General features: G+C 37.8%; 10 protein-coding genes. 7 read left to right on the plus strand and 3 right to left on the minus strand.

Translation table 11 applies throughout. The annotated features are described in order from the left end of the window. Positions 1–149: 149 nt before the first annotated feature. From CAL7507_RS24595 to CAL7507_RS24610, 4 genes are all read left to right on the plus strand, one after another. Positions 150–2,735, plus strand: coding sequence for an SGNH/GDSL hydrolase family protein (locus CAL7507_RS24595; protein WP_015131193.1), 2,586 nt, complete (start codon positions 150–152; stop codon positions 2,733–2,735). Further along, a complete protein-coding gene (locus CAL7507_RS24600) occupies positions 2,732–4,567 on the plus strand; it encodes a carbamoyltransferase (protein ID WP_015131194.1) in 1,836 nt (611 codons plus the stop codon). Before CAL7507_RS24595 ends, CAL7507_RS24600 begins: the two co-directional genes overlap by 4 nt. After that, a complete protein-coding gene (locus CAL7507_RS24605; RefSeq protein ID WP_015131195.1) occupies positions 4,560–5,174 on the plus strand; it encodes a DUF5989 family protein in 615 nt (204 codons plus the stop codon). Before CAL7507_RS24600 ends, CAL7507_RS24605 begins: the two co-directional genes overlap by 8 nt. A 244-nt stretch (positions 5,175–5,418) precedes the next feature. Beyond that, positions 5,419–6,645 carry a tetratricopeptide repeat protein gene (locus tag CAL7507_RS24610; RefSeq protein ID WP_015131196.1) on the plus strand — a complete coding sequence of 409 codons (1,227 nt, stop codon included), beginning with the start codon at positions 5,419–5,421 and terminating at the stop codon, positions 6,643–6,645. Positions 6,646–7,056: 411 nt separating this feature from the next. Here the strand turns inward: CAL7507_RS24610 and CAL7507_RS24615 are convergent, their stop codons facing one another. The 3 genes from CAL7507_RS24615 to CAL7507_RS24625 all read right to left on the minus strand — a co-directional run bounded on the left by CAL7507_RS24615 (position 7,057) and on the right by CAL7507_RS24625 (position 10,883). After that, positions 7,057–8,493 (minus strand): sulfotransferase, encoded by a 1,437-nt coding sequence (locus CAL7507_RS24615; RefSeq protein WP_015131197.1) that lies wholly within the window; start codon positions 8,491–8,493, stop codon positions 7,057–7,059. 29 nt (positions 8,494–8,522) lie between these two features. Next, positions 8,523–9,878 (minus strand): ABC transporter ATP-binding protein, encoded by a 1,356-nt coding sequence (locus CAL7507_RS24620; protein ID WP_015131198.1) that lies wholly within the window; start codon positions 9,876–9,878, stop codon positions 8,523–8,525. Between the two features lie 216 nt (positions 9,879–10,094). After that, complete coding sequence (locus CAL7507_RS24625; protein WP_015131199.1) at positions 10,095–10,883, minus strand: ABC transporter permease; 789 nt, start codon at positions 10,881–10,883, stop codon at positions 10,095–10,097. Positions 10,884–10,992: 109 nt separating this feature from the next. On the opposite strand from CAL7507_RS24625, the gene CAL7507_RS24630 reads away from it, so the two are divergent. Genes CAL7507_RS24630 through CAL7507_RS24640 form a run of 3 tightly spaced genes read left to right on the plus strand, consistent with a single transcriptional unit; the run spans position 10,993 to position 16,095 of the window. Continuing rightward, positions 10,993–13,254 carry a glycosyltransferase gene (locus CAL7507_RS24630; RefSeq protein ID WP_015131200.1) on the plus strand — a complete coding sequence of 754 codons (2,262 nt, stop codon included), beginning with the start codon at positions 10,993–10,995 and terminating at the stop codon, positions 13,252–13,254. A gap of 4 nt (positions 13,255–13,258) precedes the next feature. Continuing rightward, positions 13,259–13,846 (plus strand): adenylyl-sulfate kinase, encoded by a 588-nt coding sequence (gene cysC, locus CAL7507_RS24635; protein WP_015131201.1) that lies wholly within the window; start codon positions 13,259–13,261, stop codon positions 13,844–13,846. Then, complete coding sequence (locus CAL7507_RS24640) at positions 13,843–16,095, plus strand: glycosyltransferase (RefSeq protein WP_015131202.1); 2,253 nt, start codon at positions 13,843–13,845, stop codon at positions 16,093–16,095. The genes cysC and CAL7507_RS24640 overlap by 4 nt, the downstream gene beginning before the upstream one ends. The last annotated feature ends 108 nt before the right edge of the window (positions 16,096–16,203 follow it).

Below are 16,203 nucleotides of genomic sequence, written 5' to 3' on the forward strand. Positions count from 1 at the left end.
AGATATGTGAAATCCGGAAAGTTAATAATCAAATTCTGCTATCATCCATCTGTTTTTAGCAGGAAACTCAAACTAAAAGCGAAAAGTATGAGACTTGTATTTTTACATAATTTAAATATTACTTAATAACCTTTCTTGGAGAAAATTAAGTGAACCTCTCTCGTAGGTTGTTAATCTTTGTTAGTCCCAACAAAACTTGGTTGTCACCTTGTATTGCGGCTTCGGTATTAGCGTTTATTAGTTTTCCTGGCTGGCAAAAGTTTTTTACTAATCTAACTTTGCCTGTTCAGGTTGAAATGACAGCAGACGATGTTAAAAACGTTAAAGCTTACTGGGATAACCCAGCACTTCATCCTAATGCTTACAAAATAATTCCGATCAAATCAGCAAAAACTCCTACTAATCAAACCTCTTCTACTGATTGGCGTATTAAGGTTGAAGCGTTAGCAGAAAAAGCATCTGACGCTAAAGGTTCTGAAGTCTGGATTGTAGATATCAGAACACCGGAAAACCAGATTAACTGGTCAAAAGCGTTAATGGGTGTGCAAAAGTGGGAACTAATTGACAATCAATACGGACCTCAAGGTAAAATAGCTGCTGCTCGCGCTGGGCAACCGCAATCTTTAGAAGTGCTAGTGAAAGGTAGCAATTTAACTATCACATTATTGCGTAGCCCTTGGAGCGGTAAAGTGCGGGTAACAGCCAACAGCCAAGCACGCGAAACCAATTTATATGCTCCTAACAGTGCTATTGAAAAGCTGTATTTTGAGCCGAAAAAAAATCAAAAATCTGAGCTTTACGAAATTAAAGTTACTAAAACACCTTGGCATCGACTCAAGTTTGTTCCAGATGCTGCTAATTCCGATCAAGTGAAAATTGACTCCATTCAAATTGGGAATTTAAAAATTCAACCTGAAGCGAATGGAGAGTTTATTTTACCCTTCTACTTTTGGAATCAATTTAGTTGCGCTCTAGCTGCTACAGCTATCAGTTTTTTAGGGTTAACAATTTTATTTATCAGTATCGTAAATATCCAGCGACGAAATCCTCAATTTATTAGCTGGCAATGGTTCGATAAGCATCAGATGCCCAGAGCGATAATCAAACTTAAAATTGCAAATAAACAGACGCTAATCGTACCGTACAAAGCCCTCAAATACTTTCTGATTTCCTTAATAGTCTTAGTAAGCGGTCTTTGTTTAATAGAAGGTTATCTTGACTACATAGAAAAGAGCAAAATAATTCGATTGGGATCAACGCAAAAATATCAGGTTGCCTCTATGTCTTTGCTGGCAACCTCTGTCACTCAAGCTAGAACCCAATCAGTAGGGCAGCGTCCACAACTATCCTCCTCAGCATGGCAACAGGAAGACGATCGCATTAATCACAATAACAAAGAAAAAATCCTAACATCCGGTACGGTCAGGAATCCAGCACAAGGAGAGTGGATTTGGCGGTCAAAGGGATTTCCTGTTAGTAAGGTAGCAACGAAACCCAAACGTATTCTTGTGATGGGAGACTCTTTTGTATGGGGTGATGGCTATAGTAATATGAATGATATTTGGTGGCGGCAATTACAGCGAGAATTAACTCGTAGAGGCTACGAGCAAGTAGAGGTAATTGCTGCTGGATTGTGTGGAGCTTCAACCCACCAAGAGTTAGAGCAAGCACGTAATCTTGTTCGAGTTTATAAACCAAACTTAATTATTTGGGGTTATGTAACGAACGATCCCGATGAAGGGGTTATTGAGCCATTTAATTATAAGTTCGTTAATCAAGACCCAATAATAAGGTTGATTACAACCTTAAGAGATAAAGCTGTTTTTCCGAGATTAAATACACTTCTGTTTGAGGCTCGTTCTCGAAAAGTTCCAGGAACAATGGATGAAAAAAGATTTGGCTATGAATATAGTCAATGGAAGTTAAAATTACTTGAAGGTAAAAATTTTGAGCTTTACAAGAAAACAGTAAAAGAACTAGGGCATTTTCAAGTCAGTAGCGGTATCCCTAGATTTGTAATGACTTTGCCAACTTACCCTGATCGTGCTTACTTCACTACTCTATACAGCAAAATTATCCCCCTATTTAAGGCAGAGAAAATAGCCATATATAACATCTTAGAAAATTTTCTCAAATTCTATTCAGGCTTTAACTCAAATCCTATTTATGCCACATTAGATCCTGTTTCCACTTGGCGCATCAATCCAGCCAATGGACATCCTGGCACTACCGCGACTCATTTTTATGGGGAACAAGCCGCAGACATTCTCGAAGCTGATTATCCACAAGTATTAGGTGAACGAACTCCTCCAGCTAAACTACCAGCGATTCACATCAACGATTGGGTTCCTTACAACCTAAATCTAGTTGCAAGTTCTACGGGAATTTACACCTTTAAGTATCCTGAATCAGAAGAATATATGCTGCGTTTGCCAATTGGTAAACCCTTTGTGCAGCTAAATTTAGAAGTTCCTGTAGCCATTAAAGAAATTCGTCTTTCAGGAACTGGATTAAAAGCAGCGTCTTTGGATATAACAGCCGTAGATTCTCAACGCCAATTTGACGACGGCACTATTTACTCTTTTGAAGAGAAGCAAGGAACATCTTTAGTTTGGAATTTGGAGGGACAGTCATCTGCAAAATCTGCTAATACAATTCGACTGTCAGCCAGCTTTCAAAATAATGATAGACAACTCACCCTAACCCTAATTCCAGGTGCAGGGAGGCAACCATGAGCAAAATACGGATTCTCGGTATCTCTGCTTATTACCATGACTCGGCGGCGGCTTTGGTCGAGGATGGTAAAATCATTGCAGCAGCCCAAGAGGAAAGATTTACCCGCATCAAAGCAGATGCAGAGTTTCCCCATCATGCTATTGATTATTGTCTAGAAGCTGCGGGAATCGACGAACATCAGTTAGATTATGTTGTTTTTTACGAAAATCCTGTTGTTAAATTTGAACGCTTACTCACAACCTATCACCTAACCGCTCCCAACAGTTGGCGGAGTTTTTTGAAAGCATTTCCCGACTGGTTAACCCGAAAACTCTGGCTAGAAAGTGAAATTGCCAAAGAAATGGGGATTAAAAAACGGATTTACTTTTGCGATCATCACCTTTCCCATGCTGCTAGTGCGTTCTTTCCCTCTCCCTTCTCAGAAGCAGCTATTCTTACAATTGATGGAGTCGGCGAATGGTCTACTGCTACTTTTGGGATAGGACAGGAAAATCAAATTCAATTGCTAAAAGAAATTCGGTTTCCTAATTCCTTTGGTCTGTTATATTCAGCCTTTACTTACTACACCGGATTTAAAATCAATAGCGGCGAGTATAAACTTATGGGTTTAGCTCCCTACGGAGAACCTAAATATGCCGATTTAATCAGAGAAAAGTTAATTCACCTCAATTCTGATGGTTCGATTATTTTGAACCAGTATTACTTTGATTATGTCGGCGGTTTAACAATGACAAATGACCATTTTCACCAACTATTTGGCAGCGCACCCCGTTCACCAGAATCGCTGATTACTCAAAAAGAAATGGATATTGCCGCCAGTATCCAAGTTATCTTGAACGAGGCCGTTTTAGCGATCGCACTCTACATTCATCAACAAACCCAGCAGGAAAATCTCTGTTTGGCGGGAGGTGTGGCGCTCAATGTAGTGGCAATGGGCAAATTATCCCGCGAGGGGCCATTTCGCCAATTATGGATTCAACCTGCGGCTGGGGATGCTGGGGGTGCATTGGGAGCAGCTTTATGGTTCTGGCATCAAAAACTAAGTAACATGAGAACTCCCATTCAACCTGATGCGATGCAAGGAGCTTTTTTGGGTACTAATATCTCCCCTGCTTCTGAGTTAGATGATGCAATGCTAAAGCGTTTAGAAGCCGTTTGGCAGACTCATAGCGAGGAAGTACTGCAAGGATTAATTGCTCAAAAATTAGCAGAGGGTAAAGTTGTCGCAGTCGCACGGGGACGAATGGAATTTGGGCCGCGGGCTTTGGGAGCCAGGTCAATTTTAGCCGATGCTCGCTCTCCATATATGCAAAGCCATATAAATTTAAAGATTAAGTTTCGTGAGAGTTTTCGCCCTTTTGCACCGATGGTATTGGCAGAAGATGCAGCAGAGTATTTTGAGATTCAGCAAGAAAGTCCTTATATGCTGCTGGCTTATCCGGTGAAAGAGAGCAGACGGCTACACGCAGCAACAGAGGGTCTATTCGGCATTGATTTACTAAAAGTGCCACGTTCGGATATTCCGGCTGTAACTCATGTAGACTACTCGGCTCGTGTTCAGACTGTGGATAGCGATCGCCATCCCTTTATGCACGGAATATTAACCCAATTTAAAGCTTTAACTAGTTGTTCTGTAATTGTTAATACATCCTTCAACGTCCGAAGTGAACCAATTGTGAATACAGCCGAGGATGCTTATCGTTGTTTTATGGTAACGGAAATTGATTACTTGGTTATTGGCGATCGCTTTTTTGACCGGAATGCCCAAAAACAGCAACCTCTTTCGGATGAAGAACGCACTCAATGGCTGAGGAGGTTTGAGCTTGACTAAATTCTCTTATTTACAAAGATTGAAGCAACGAAAACATCTGGCTCAACTTAAAGAACAGATTGTTTTTGGGCTAACTCTGGGTTGGTTGATGACGCTTGTTGGTGGTTTTCAGTATTTCTTTGCGATCGACAGCAATGATAATTTCTGGAAAGCCATTCTTTATATAGGAATAGGGTTAATAGCAATCAGTCTTATTCTTCCCTCTGCTATTTCTTTGTTCCAGAAATTCTTGCAAAAGCTGACAGAAAAGATAGGTGAAAAAATATTTATATTAATTCTTTTAGCTAGCTACTTTTTATTTATTTTACCGATAGGAGTATTGCTAAGAAGACAAAAAACAAATAATTCATTCTATGCTTGGCAAGATAAATTTCTGGCTCAAGTTGAAGGATGGATACAGTGGGAAAGTCAAGAGGATATACAACCGCTTCAGCTTGGGGCTAAAAAGCGTCCTTTAATGCTACAACTATTTTGGGTAGTTGCCTATTTCATTCGTAACGGGCATTACTTATTACTTCCAGTGCTAGTTTTGCTGCTAGTTTTAGGTTTAATTCTGTTCTTTGTGAAAGCGTCTGCTTTTGCTCCCTTTATCTATACCTTGTTCTGATTTTAGTTAAACATAGATAATTTATCTAATGTAAGTCAGGCCAGTAGTGGCGTGGCAAGCCTAAAATAGTGTATTAGATGTAGGCTAGATTGACGCTAGGAAACCCAACATGGATCTTGCAAGCCCAACATATATATCGGTCTTGGGTGGAGCAATAGCGCAACCCAACCTACAATTTTTTGATCCTAACTGTTACGCTTTTCCTTTACAGCTTCAACCGAGGATTTTCTAAATTTAACTAAATATGACAGACCAACTAGAAAAATCAATTTATCATTACCAAAAAGCTCTAGTTATTAAATCTGATAATGCTGCTGTTCACAGTAAATTAGGACAATTATATGAAAATCAAACTAAAATTGAAGAGGCAATTTATCACTACATAAAAGCTATTCAGTTTGACCCAAGTCATTTTCAAACATACTGGAAACTAAAATTCTCTTTATTGAATTTAGATCGGTTACCAAAAACAATCGATTCTAGTTTATTAGAAGCAGGAATTAGTACCTTGCGTCAGTCAATTCAGCTTCAACCCAATTTTTATTTTGCTCATACTGTCTTGGGCAACTTACTAACTCAACAAGGCAAAATAGAGGAGGCAATAGCTTGTTACCAAACTGCCAGTTATAAACAAACACTATTATCTTATCCCGAATTAGTAGAAAAGCATTGGAATTATCATCAAAAACGACAGCCAGATTTTCTGATTACGGGTTTTATGAAATGTGGTACTACCTCCCTTTATTCGTATCTAAGCTCTCATCCTCAAATCCTACCTGCCGTTGACAAAGCACTTCGCTTTTTCACAGATTTTTTAGACCAAGGACTTGATTGGTATCTAGCTCATTTTCCTGCTATTTTAGACAGTAGGAATTATCTGACTGGTGAAGCCACTCCTATATACATTAATTTTCCTAGCCTAGCTAGTAAAATATATGATTGCTTCCCCAATATAAAACTGATAATTCTTTTAAGAAATCCAGTAGAGAGAGCGATATCTTCTTATTATCATCAACATCAAGCATACGGTCATTATAAACTAATACAGGGTAGTATAACTAATACTATAGAAAAAGTTTTAACGAGATTACATAATTTGCCAAGTTTATTATTGCTTGAACCATCAGTTCTTAAGAAGAATTACCAAAATGATTACATAGATGATGTATTGTTGCCTCATTTAGTAGGCAGTTTATATATATATTACATAAAACAATGGCTAAATATTTTTCCTAAAGAACAAATTTTAATTATCAAGAGTGAAGACTTGTACAATAATCCATCAGTAACGATGAAGCAAGTTTATGATTTTCTGAACTTACCTCATGCTCAACTGAGCGAATATCGCAATTCAAATCCTGGTTCATATCCTCCCATTAGCAATGAATTACGCGGTCAGTTAGTAGAGTTTTTCCGTCCTTATAATCAGCAACTAGAGGAATATTTAGGGATGAACTTTAAATGGGATTAAGACAAATTATACATAAACAAATATAAAGCTAAAATAGAACTGATACCAATACTGCGTAGGTTTTGAAGATTTGTAGGTTGGGTTGAACTTTAGTGTTACCCAACAAAGCCCTGGAAATGTTGGGTTTCGTTCCTCAACCCAACCTACACATTTTTATTTTTTAGCCAAAACCTACGCAGTATTGGAACTGATACTAATCACGAAAATTCTGATACAGATATAGCATTTTCCAGGTAAATGCGGTACACGCTTGGGAACCGTATGAACATTGTTGTGCCCATACGAGCAATAATCATCTTTCTAACTTTAGTGGGCTTTATACCCACAATTGAGGTTTTTATTGATACTCCTAACCTTCTGCCTTCTCCTATCGGAGACGCTCCGCAAACGTCCCTCTGCCTTTCTTTATAATTATTCCCAATTAAATTTCATACCTAGAAAATCTTCTAACTTCTGATTGTGCGGTTGAAAAAAATCAGATAATTTTTTGCGTAATTCGTCGTTATTTTTTGAATAAGAACCAGAATTAACCTTGGGGTATTCTGAAAGCGAGTAATCAGTTATTTCTAAAAAATTATAAACCTGTTTCATAGTTTTATCTGTTTGATTATAAAGGTCTTCACTTCGCAAAATTAGAAACTGTTCTCTCGGAAAAACAGCCATCCATTTTTCTAAGAAATAGAAGTATAAACCAACCCAGAGATATCCTTTTTCTGTTTGCCAGTATTTCTCAATGACCTGAGTGGGGTCTGCCATACCTTTTAAGATTTCCAATTCGGAGGTCATCGCTACTTCTAAAGAGCGATTTTCTCTCATGCTTCTAAGATGCATATTGTATTGAGAAATTGCTCTGGTAACAGGGTTACGTAATATAGCAATTAGCTTGATTTTGGGAAATAGCTGAAATACTCTTTTTTCAACTTCATAGCTACCGAGATACCAAGGAGTTGCTTCTCCGGTTAAAAAGCCTCCTTCTACAGGAAGGGGAGGAAAATGAGCTAGATACCAATCAACTCCGAGGTCAAATTTTTTATTAAAAAAATGTAATTCTTTGTCGGTAGCTGGGAGAATTTGAGGGTGTTGGCACAGATAATAGTAAAGCGAAGAAGTGCCAGCTTTACCCATGCCAATAATCAAGAAACTTACATCATCAATTTTAGGAGAATTTATGTACTTAGTTGTAATTTTTTGACTCAAATAAATTGTTCTATAAATGGCAGTTTTATAGGCAGTAATTGCCTCAGATACTTTACCTTGTGCAGTTAACATATCTCCTAAAACTACATAAGCATAGGGTGAAGTTAAACATCCTTGAATTAGTTGATGATAGAAGGTGATTATTCTCTCTAATTGGTTGGGTTGAGGGAAAAAACAATAGTTGATTATACAATTCAATGTAAAATAAGATAAAGATAAGGATGGTTCAATTTCAATCGCTTTCATATAAGCAGTAATTGCCTCATCCCATTGCTTTTTTTCTTTGAAATCATATCCCAATCCAATGGCATCCTTCCATGTCTTCGCATCAGCAGCCGTTTTCACTGTCTCAGAACGTGACAGGAGCAGATGAAAGCTTTCATAATCCAATTTCTTTTGGAGAATATTTTGAATGGCAGTAATTTCTTCTCCTTCAAAACCTAAAGTTTGTAATATCTTGTTTAAGATTTTAGGTACTGATGCTAAATCTGGTTGAATTTGCAAAGCTTCTTGGCAAACTTCGAGAGCTTTCTCTAATTCTCCTTGTTCATAATAAAGTTCGGCTATTTTGTCATAAATGGCTAGGTTGTCAGGCTTTATCTGTAGAGATTTTCGATAATGAGTTACTAATTTTCTTAGCTGGTATTCCATAATTCCTGCTTGGGCTTTTAGCTTTATTACTACTTTGAGCTTTTAATAACTTGAATTTGTCCATCCCCAGGCAAATTACACAATCCAAAATGAGAGTGATGATTGAAGGTGTAATGGGGTGCAACATAAAAAACACCTACCTTTTCATAAACATCACAAATCTGAATACGGCTGTTAAATTCCGCTTGGGGAAGTTCATCAATGCAAGCATAATCATCAGCGTGCATTGTTACTAAAGCAAAACCGAGAACGTATTCACCCGGAGCGATACTAAGGTTAATACTACGACAAAAACGCACGCGATCGCCATGATGAACTTGCTGAGGAACGCTAACCTTTTGCAGACAGGAAGACTTACTATGAATTACCACATTAAACTTATTAGTAATCATGACAACAGCAATTGGTACACCAATAGTTTCCTTTAGTTGAAATTCGCAACAAAAATAAGCTTGTTCGCCTTGCAAAAAATTGACGCAACCCTCACCCTTAACGTTACAAATAGTGTAACTAATTAGTTGAGCATAATTTGCCTGGGGAAAAGAAACAGGAATAAAAACTTCATCAGCAGGCCAAAAAAAATCATCCGGCATTTCTAAAGGTACTTCTACCTTTTCTTGAAGAACAGTCGGAGAAACATTATTAGCCAAGCCCATCTTTAGTTGATGGAACTTAATAATACCTTTCATCGATTCTCCTTGAAAGATTTTTTCTCCACGATGCAGTACAATCACTTCTTTACAATATTGCTGTACCGATGCTAACTGGTGAGTCACTAAAATAATCGTAATCTGCTTTGCGATCAGTTCCTCAAGCCGGGCATAACATTTCTGTTGAAAGAAAATATCTCCAACTGCTAAAACTTCATCTAAAATTAAGACATCACATTCCAAAAACGCAAATAAAGAAAAAGCTAATCTTGTCTTCATTCCCGAAGAATACAACTTCATGGGACGGTCAAAAAAATCTCCCAATTCCGAAAAATCTTCAATTTCTTTTATTCGTTCTTGGACATATCCTTCAGGAAACCCCAACAATTCAGCGCTATAAATTGCATTTCCTCGTCCACTAAGTTCGGGATTAAAATCAGTTCCCAATTCTAGCAGTGAGAGAACTTTACCCTTTAATTGGTAATTTCCTGATGTTGGCTTTAATACCCCAGTAATTATTTTTAATAATGTACTTTTACCCGCGCCATTTTCCCCAATAATACCAAAAAAAGCTCCTTTATGCACTGTAAAGGACACATCTTTCAACGACCAAAAAGGCTGATGATAAGTGTTATTTCCCAAACTTAACCATTCTCTAGCACGATGCCAGGGATTTGGATAAATCTTAAAACATTTACTTAAATTATTCACCTGCAAAATAATATCATCACTCATATATAGAAATCTGATTTGATTATTGAAGAAATCTAAGTATTAGTAGGGTGGGCAATGCCCACCGTATCATGGTTTTGGTGGGCATTGCCCACCCTACGTATATTTCAAAAATCAAATACTGATCCTATAGCAATCCTATTTGATTTGTGAAAATCGAGAGGCTCAGATCCCCGAATTCTTAAGTCGGGGATCTATTAGTTCAATGATTTAGGACTGCTATATCACATCTCTAATCTCATCTTGGAGTTTTTGATTGACAACATTACCTAACCAAACAAATAAAGCGAGCCATCCCAGCATAATTAGCCAAACATGAAATCCTGGCATTTGATTTTCTAAAATGATATTGCGAACTGACTGAATATATGCATAGGGTGGATTCAGATAAAGCCAAGGTAAAATATTTTTGGGAATAATGGATTCTGGATAAAAAATAGGTATCATCCAACTCCATAAGGGAATTAAAAATTGTAAAATCTGCTTGACATCGGGAAAAAGAGTTTGCAAGTTAGCTAAAATTAATCCCATACCAAAACCTAAGCCTTCTAAAAGTACTCCCAACACTGGTAATAACAATATTCCAAAACCCAGATTCCCACCTAACAAAATACCAACAGGAAGCACTAAAGCTAGGTAAATAAACAGCAGAAATAGCGAAGTTAAAGAGACTTTAGCCACGAAAACCTCAGAAGGAATTGCTAAACGTCGCAGATAAATAGAATTTTGTACAAAAGCATTGCTACCACTCGCAATAGTTTCCGCAAATGTCCGCCAAGGTAGCAAGCCAGCCATCAAGTATAAAGCATAGGAACTCCCCCGCGCACCACGAGAAAGTAGTAAAGAAAATACAACTGTGTAAATGAGAATTTCGCACAGAGGATTAATAATGTTCCAAAGGATACCTATACCCGTTCCAGCATAGCGGTAACGCAATTCATACCAAGCGTTGTACCAGATATAGCGCCGATACTTATAAAGATTATTTAAAAACCAGTGCTTTTTCATACGTAAGATTTGTATAGAAATATTAAAGGTACTCGTTAAAACTTAGTTAATGTAGTATTAAATACTAAGCACTAACAACCGAGATAAATCCTAGCAGTTCCCTTACTCCATGTCTACAGTTACACCTTTCTCTAGCGTCAGCGAATTTATCAATTTGCTGGAAACGAGAAAACAAAAGTTTTATACTTCAGTGGTATATAATCCGCCAGTCGTATCAATTATTTCTTCATTTTTTAATGCTCATGAATATTTTGCAGCTACTTATGAGTCTGTAATCAATCAAACTTGGCAAAATTTTGAATGGATCATTGTTGACGATCGCTCAACATCCCCAGATGCGATCGCTCTTTTTGATTCCTTACCAGCTAAGTCTGCAAAAATCAAAACGCTCTACCATCAAACCAACAGGGGGTTAGCGGCTGGGAGAAATAAAGCGATCGCTCATGCTAGGGGGAAATACCTCTTCTTTATGGATTTGGACGATCTGCTAGATCCTACCTGTATTGAAAAATGCGTTCTTTTCCTAGAAACTCATCCAGAATTCTCCTTCGTCAACTCTTATTCTGTTGGTTTTCAAGCTCAAGAATATTGGTGGACTCATGGCTTTAATCAACCATCGCAATTTATTCACCAAAATTGGATTACAGGTAGATTACTTTATCGGAAATCCGACTTCGATTGTTTGGGAGGATTTGATGAAAACCTGAGATTTTACGAAGATTGGGAAAGATGGCTCAAAGCCATAACCAACAATCAAAAAGGTTGGACAATACCAGAATACCTAGATTGTTATCGTCGCCTTGATTCTGGCTTATTAACAACGTCTAGAGCAAATATTACAGAAGAAAAACGAATTGCAGAGTTAATTCGCTCTCGCCATCAAGATTTTTTTAATAACAATTATATTCCCGATATCACTATCCACCGATGTGATTTTGTTGCTCATAGCTGCTCCAAAAACATAGATATCGTTAATTCTCTTGAACATAACGAATCCAGCGTACTTTGCTTTTTCCCTCACTTAGAAGTTGGCGGTGCTGACAAATTTAATATCGATTTAGTTACTCTACTAGCTGCTCGTGGTTATGAACTGACTATTATTACAACTTCAAAATCAGCACATCCTTGGCAGAAACATTTTTATGAGGTGACAGCAGATATATTTCACCTGTGTAACTTTTTAAAAGACAGTGACTGGTTAAGTTTTATCAAATATATTATTAAATCACGTCAAATTAATATTGTTTTTATCTCAAATTCCTATATTGCTTACTATTTTTTGCCCTTACTGCGTCACGAATTTCCTGATGTCGTTTTTGTTGACTTTACTCATACTATAGATCCTGGTTGGCGAGGCTGTGGATATCCACGCCTTTCCTGCCAATTCAGCCAATTCTTAGACTGGCAAATCGTATCTAGTCATCACCTTGCGGAATATTATCGATGTTTGAATCCGCAAACCGCCGAGAAATTGCAAGTCTGTCATACCAATATCAATACTGATAAATGGGTGCAGGATAAAAAGCAGCGTCAGGAGGTGCGATCGCATCTGCAAATTCCCGATGATGCAGTTGTCATCTTATTCCCAGCACGATTAGTAGAACAAAAACGTCCTCTACTGTTAATTGATATTTTTCAAGAACTAGTTAATCGCTCTCTCAACATTACAATAATTGTTGTGGGTAATGGTCATTTATTACCCGAAATGCAGGCTAAAATTCATCACTATGGTTTAGAATCACACTTTCATATATTGCCGGCTATTAATCCTGAAGAGATGTTTGGCATCTATTGTGCAGTAGATATCTTGTTACTCCCATCAGCTTATGAAGGAATTTCTCTAGTGATTTATGAAGCCATGTCAATGCAATTGCCAGTTGTAGCTTCAGATGTGGGAGGACAAGCAGAATTAGTCATACCTGGAACTGGGTTTTTAGTTCCTAAAGCAGACAATGAAGAAAGTGAAGTCAAGGAATATCTGAAAGTATTAATTCCTTTAATTAAAGATAGCGAATTGCGCTCTAAAATCGGTTATTATGCGCGGCAACGAGTTGTTGAACTATTTTCCTTAGACAAGATGGGTGAACGCATAGATGTTCTATTCACTGAGGCGATCGCACTTTGTCAAACTAAGTCTCAACCCAATGCAGATTTAGCACTTGCTGAAGAAACGCTATTAATAGCGCTGGAATATCTACATCAAGAACAAGTTTTAAATCAGTTTTGGCGAGAGAACAATTTACTGAGGGAAGAAAGACACGAATTAGCTTGGAAAAAACGAGCTATGGAATCATCCAAGTTCTGGAAATTCCGGAGACTGTGGTTTAAGCTGAAGCGATCGCTACATTTGACTCAAGAAGAGGAAATCTAGGTATATGAAACGAAATGGCCTAATTTTATGGTTAACTGGACTCAGCGGAGCAGGCAAGACTACAATTGCACAGCGATTAGAGAACAAGCTCCAAGAACAAGCTTACCTAGTGGAATTATTAGATGGAGATGCTATTCGCCAAAATCTTTCTCAAGGATTAAGTTTCACTAAAGAAGACCGCGATATCAATGTCAGACGCATTGGTTATGTAGCAAACTTACTTAGCCGTAATGGGGTAATAGTAATAGTTTCTCTCATCAGCCCCTACCGTGCTGTCAGAGATGAGTTGCGTTACTCTACCAAAAATTTTTTTGAGATATATGTCAATACACCTATAGAAGTTTGCGAAGCTAGGGATGTCAAGGGTTTATATGCAAAAGCTCGCAATGGATACATCAAGTCTTTTACGGGAATTGACGACCCTTATGAAGAACCGCTCAACCCCCACATCACCTGTGATACTACCAAAGAAACAGTTGACGAGAGCGTGACTAAGATTTTGCATTGGTTAGAAGGAATGAATCAATTATCAGGGTTAGTGATTCCCATTAATTCCAGAGAAAATCTCAACTTTTCATCTCTGAAAATATGAAGATATTTTTGATTTCCAGTGAATGTCCTCCAGTTCCTGGTGGTATTGCTAGCTATGTCGGTAATATGGCGGCTATGTTTTCGGATGCTGGACATAATATCACTGTTTTTGCCCGCAGTCCTCAAACAGGAATTGAAGAAAGAAACAATCTGAAAATTATTAAAATAGTTCCTCAAGATACTTATTTATTAAATTCCACAAATGCTCATCTACGTTCTGAAACCCATCCAGCCTTTCCATATAACATCATGGGTTACTGGAGCGCTGTCAGCTATCAGTTAGCCGAAACAGTCATTAATTATATTCGCACTCACGGTCAACCAGATGTGATTGAGAGCGAAGAATATAGCGGGATTGCTTATTTTTTATTGCAAAAAAAGTTATTAGGTTATCCAGAACTACAAGGAGTACCAATAGTTCTCAACCTGCATAGTCCTCAATATCTGCTTTATCCTGCTAACAAAATGCCTAGTTATCACTTGTCTGATTACTGGGTAGGAAGAATGGAAAAGTTTTGCATCCTTGCTGCTGATGGAATTTTCGCTCCCACCCAGTACATTTCCCAACAGGTAAAAACGACTTTAAATCCTAACCTCGATATTCAAATTATTCCTTTACCAGCACCTCAGAAACTTTTATATCCAGAGAAATTACCATTATCTTCACCCACACCGGGAGATATAGTTTACTTCGGCAGATTAGAAGTCAGGAAAGGTATTATCCCCTTGTTAGAAGCTTGCAGTCAGTTGTGGGATGCAGGCATAGATTTCAAGCTTACAGCCATTGGTGGCGATACTTTATATCACCTGCAAGGCTGCTATATGAAAGCTTATTTAACAAAAAAATACCGTCAATATATTAATTCAGGAAAATTAATAATTTCTCCGCCTCTACCCCAAGCACAAATATATGAACGAGTGCAAAAAGCGTGGTGCGTAGTCATTCCTTCTCTATGGGAAAATTTTCCTAATACATGCCTAGAATCTATGCTCTTAGGTAAAGCGATTTTAGCCTCATCTGCTGTTGGACATGTAGAAATGCTACAAACAGCAGAAATGCAAGGAGGTGTAATTTTTGATTGGCAGATATCTGATGATTTCGCTCAAAAACTAAACCAAATTCTCAGTTATTCAAAAGCTGAAATTTTAAATATAGGAGAAAAAGCTCGTACTTTAATTTTGAGAATTTCGGCACCTGAAAAAGTATTATCACAACGTATAGCACATTTACAAAAAGTTATTGGGCAGCATCAAAATAGAAATATTTTTCCGTCTTTAAACTATCCACCTCACGGTAAAGTTTCTCATCCCTCATCTTTAGTTGTAGATACAGACACAAGTATAAAAGGTAGAATATCTATTTGCATTCCCTTCTACAACTGCGGACACTATATCAGTGCAACGCTTGACTCTATATTTACCTCAACTTATCCAGATCTGGAAGTCATTATCTTCAACGACGGTAGTACAGATAAAAAGAGCCTCGAAACTCTAGCAGCTATCGAACAAACATATAGTAACCTGAAAATTATTCACTCTCAAAACCTGGGTGTAGCCGCAGCAAGAAATAAAATGGCAGAGATAGCTACTGGTGAATACACCGCTTTTCTGGATGCTGATGATCGAGTTTCTCCAACTTTTTATACACAAGCAGTAAAGGTTTTAAAGCAGTACCAAAATGTCGGTTTTGTTGCTTCTTGGATTAAAGAATTTGGCGATTCAGAAAAAGTTTGGGTAGCTTGGAATACGGAATTTCCTTATCTACTTTGTCACAACACTCTTGGCGTTTGTACCGTGGTGCGAAAAGCTGCTTACCTTGCTGCTGGTGGGATGAAATCTCTATTAGCAGAGAATTTAGAAGATTACGAATGTTGGGTTAATATGTGCGAAAAAGGTTGGCTGGGAGTTGTAATTCCCGAATTGCACTATTTTTATCGCATTCGTTCTGATTCCCGTTTGCAAAAGAGCAACCGCGAGCAACTGCTCTATCTTTATGAGTTAATTGCTGCCTTACATCCTCATATCTATGAAGATTATGGTGCAGAGATTTATCATTTATTAAATCAAAATGGTGCGTCTTGGTTGTGGGATAATCCTTCACAAAATACAGTCGAACTCAATATTAATATGACGGGTATGGAAATACTCTCTCTTGTAGCCAATAAGCTCAAGAAAGTGTACAGCGATGGGGGAATATCTTTAATATTAAACAGGTTACTGCTAGTGGCAAAATCACTTTCACGAAGCTGACTTTGATATTTCAAACATCCTCTTATACCCCAATACGGTTCAGTTAAGAAGAATTGTAGCGACTGTCTTAAAAGTCAAGCGATCGTTAACAAAAAAGAGGGGGTGAAG

The organism is Calothrix sp. PCC 7507, from assembly GCF_000316575.1.
Lineage (GTDB): Bacteria > Cyanobacteriota > Cyanobacteriia > Cyanobacteriales > Nostocaceae > Fortiea.

Excerpts from the sequence above, each read along its gene's own strand:
- CAL7507_RS24630 (WP_015131200.1), top strand. The coding sequence starts at position 10,993 with ATGTCTACAGTTACACCTTTCTCTAGCGTCAGCGAATTTATCAATTTG.
- CAL7507_RS24625 (WP_015131199.1), bottom strand. The coding sequence starts at position 10,883 with ATGAAAAAGCACTGGTTTTTAAATAATCTTTATAAGTATCGGCGCTAT.
- CAL7507_RS24600 (WP_015131194.1), top strand. The coding sequence starts at position 2,732 with ATGAGCAAAATACGGATTCTCGGTATCTCTGCTTATTACCATGACTCG.
- CAL7507_RS24615 (WP_015131197.1), bottom strand. The coding sequence starts at position 8,493 with ATGGAATACCAGCTAAGAAAATTAGTAACTCATTATCGAAAATCTCTA.
- cysC (WP_015131201.1), top strand. The coding sequence starts at position 13,259 with ATGAAACGAAATGGCCTAATTTTATGGTTAACTGGACTCAGCGGAGCA.
- CAL7507_RS24620 (WP_015131198.1), bottom strand. The coding sequence starts at position 9,878 with ATGAGTGATGATATTATTTTGCAGGTGAATAATTTAAGTAAATGTTTT.
- CAL7507_RS24640 (WP_015131202.1), top strand. The coding sequence starts at position 13,843 with ATGAAGATATTTTTGATTTCCAGTGAATGTCCTCCAGTTCCTGGTGGT.
- CAL7507_RS24610 (WP_015131196.1), top strand. The coding sequence starts at position 5,419 with ATGACAGACCAACTAGAAAAATCAATTTATCATTACCAAAAAGCTCTA.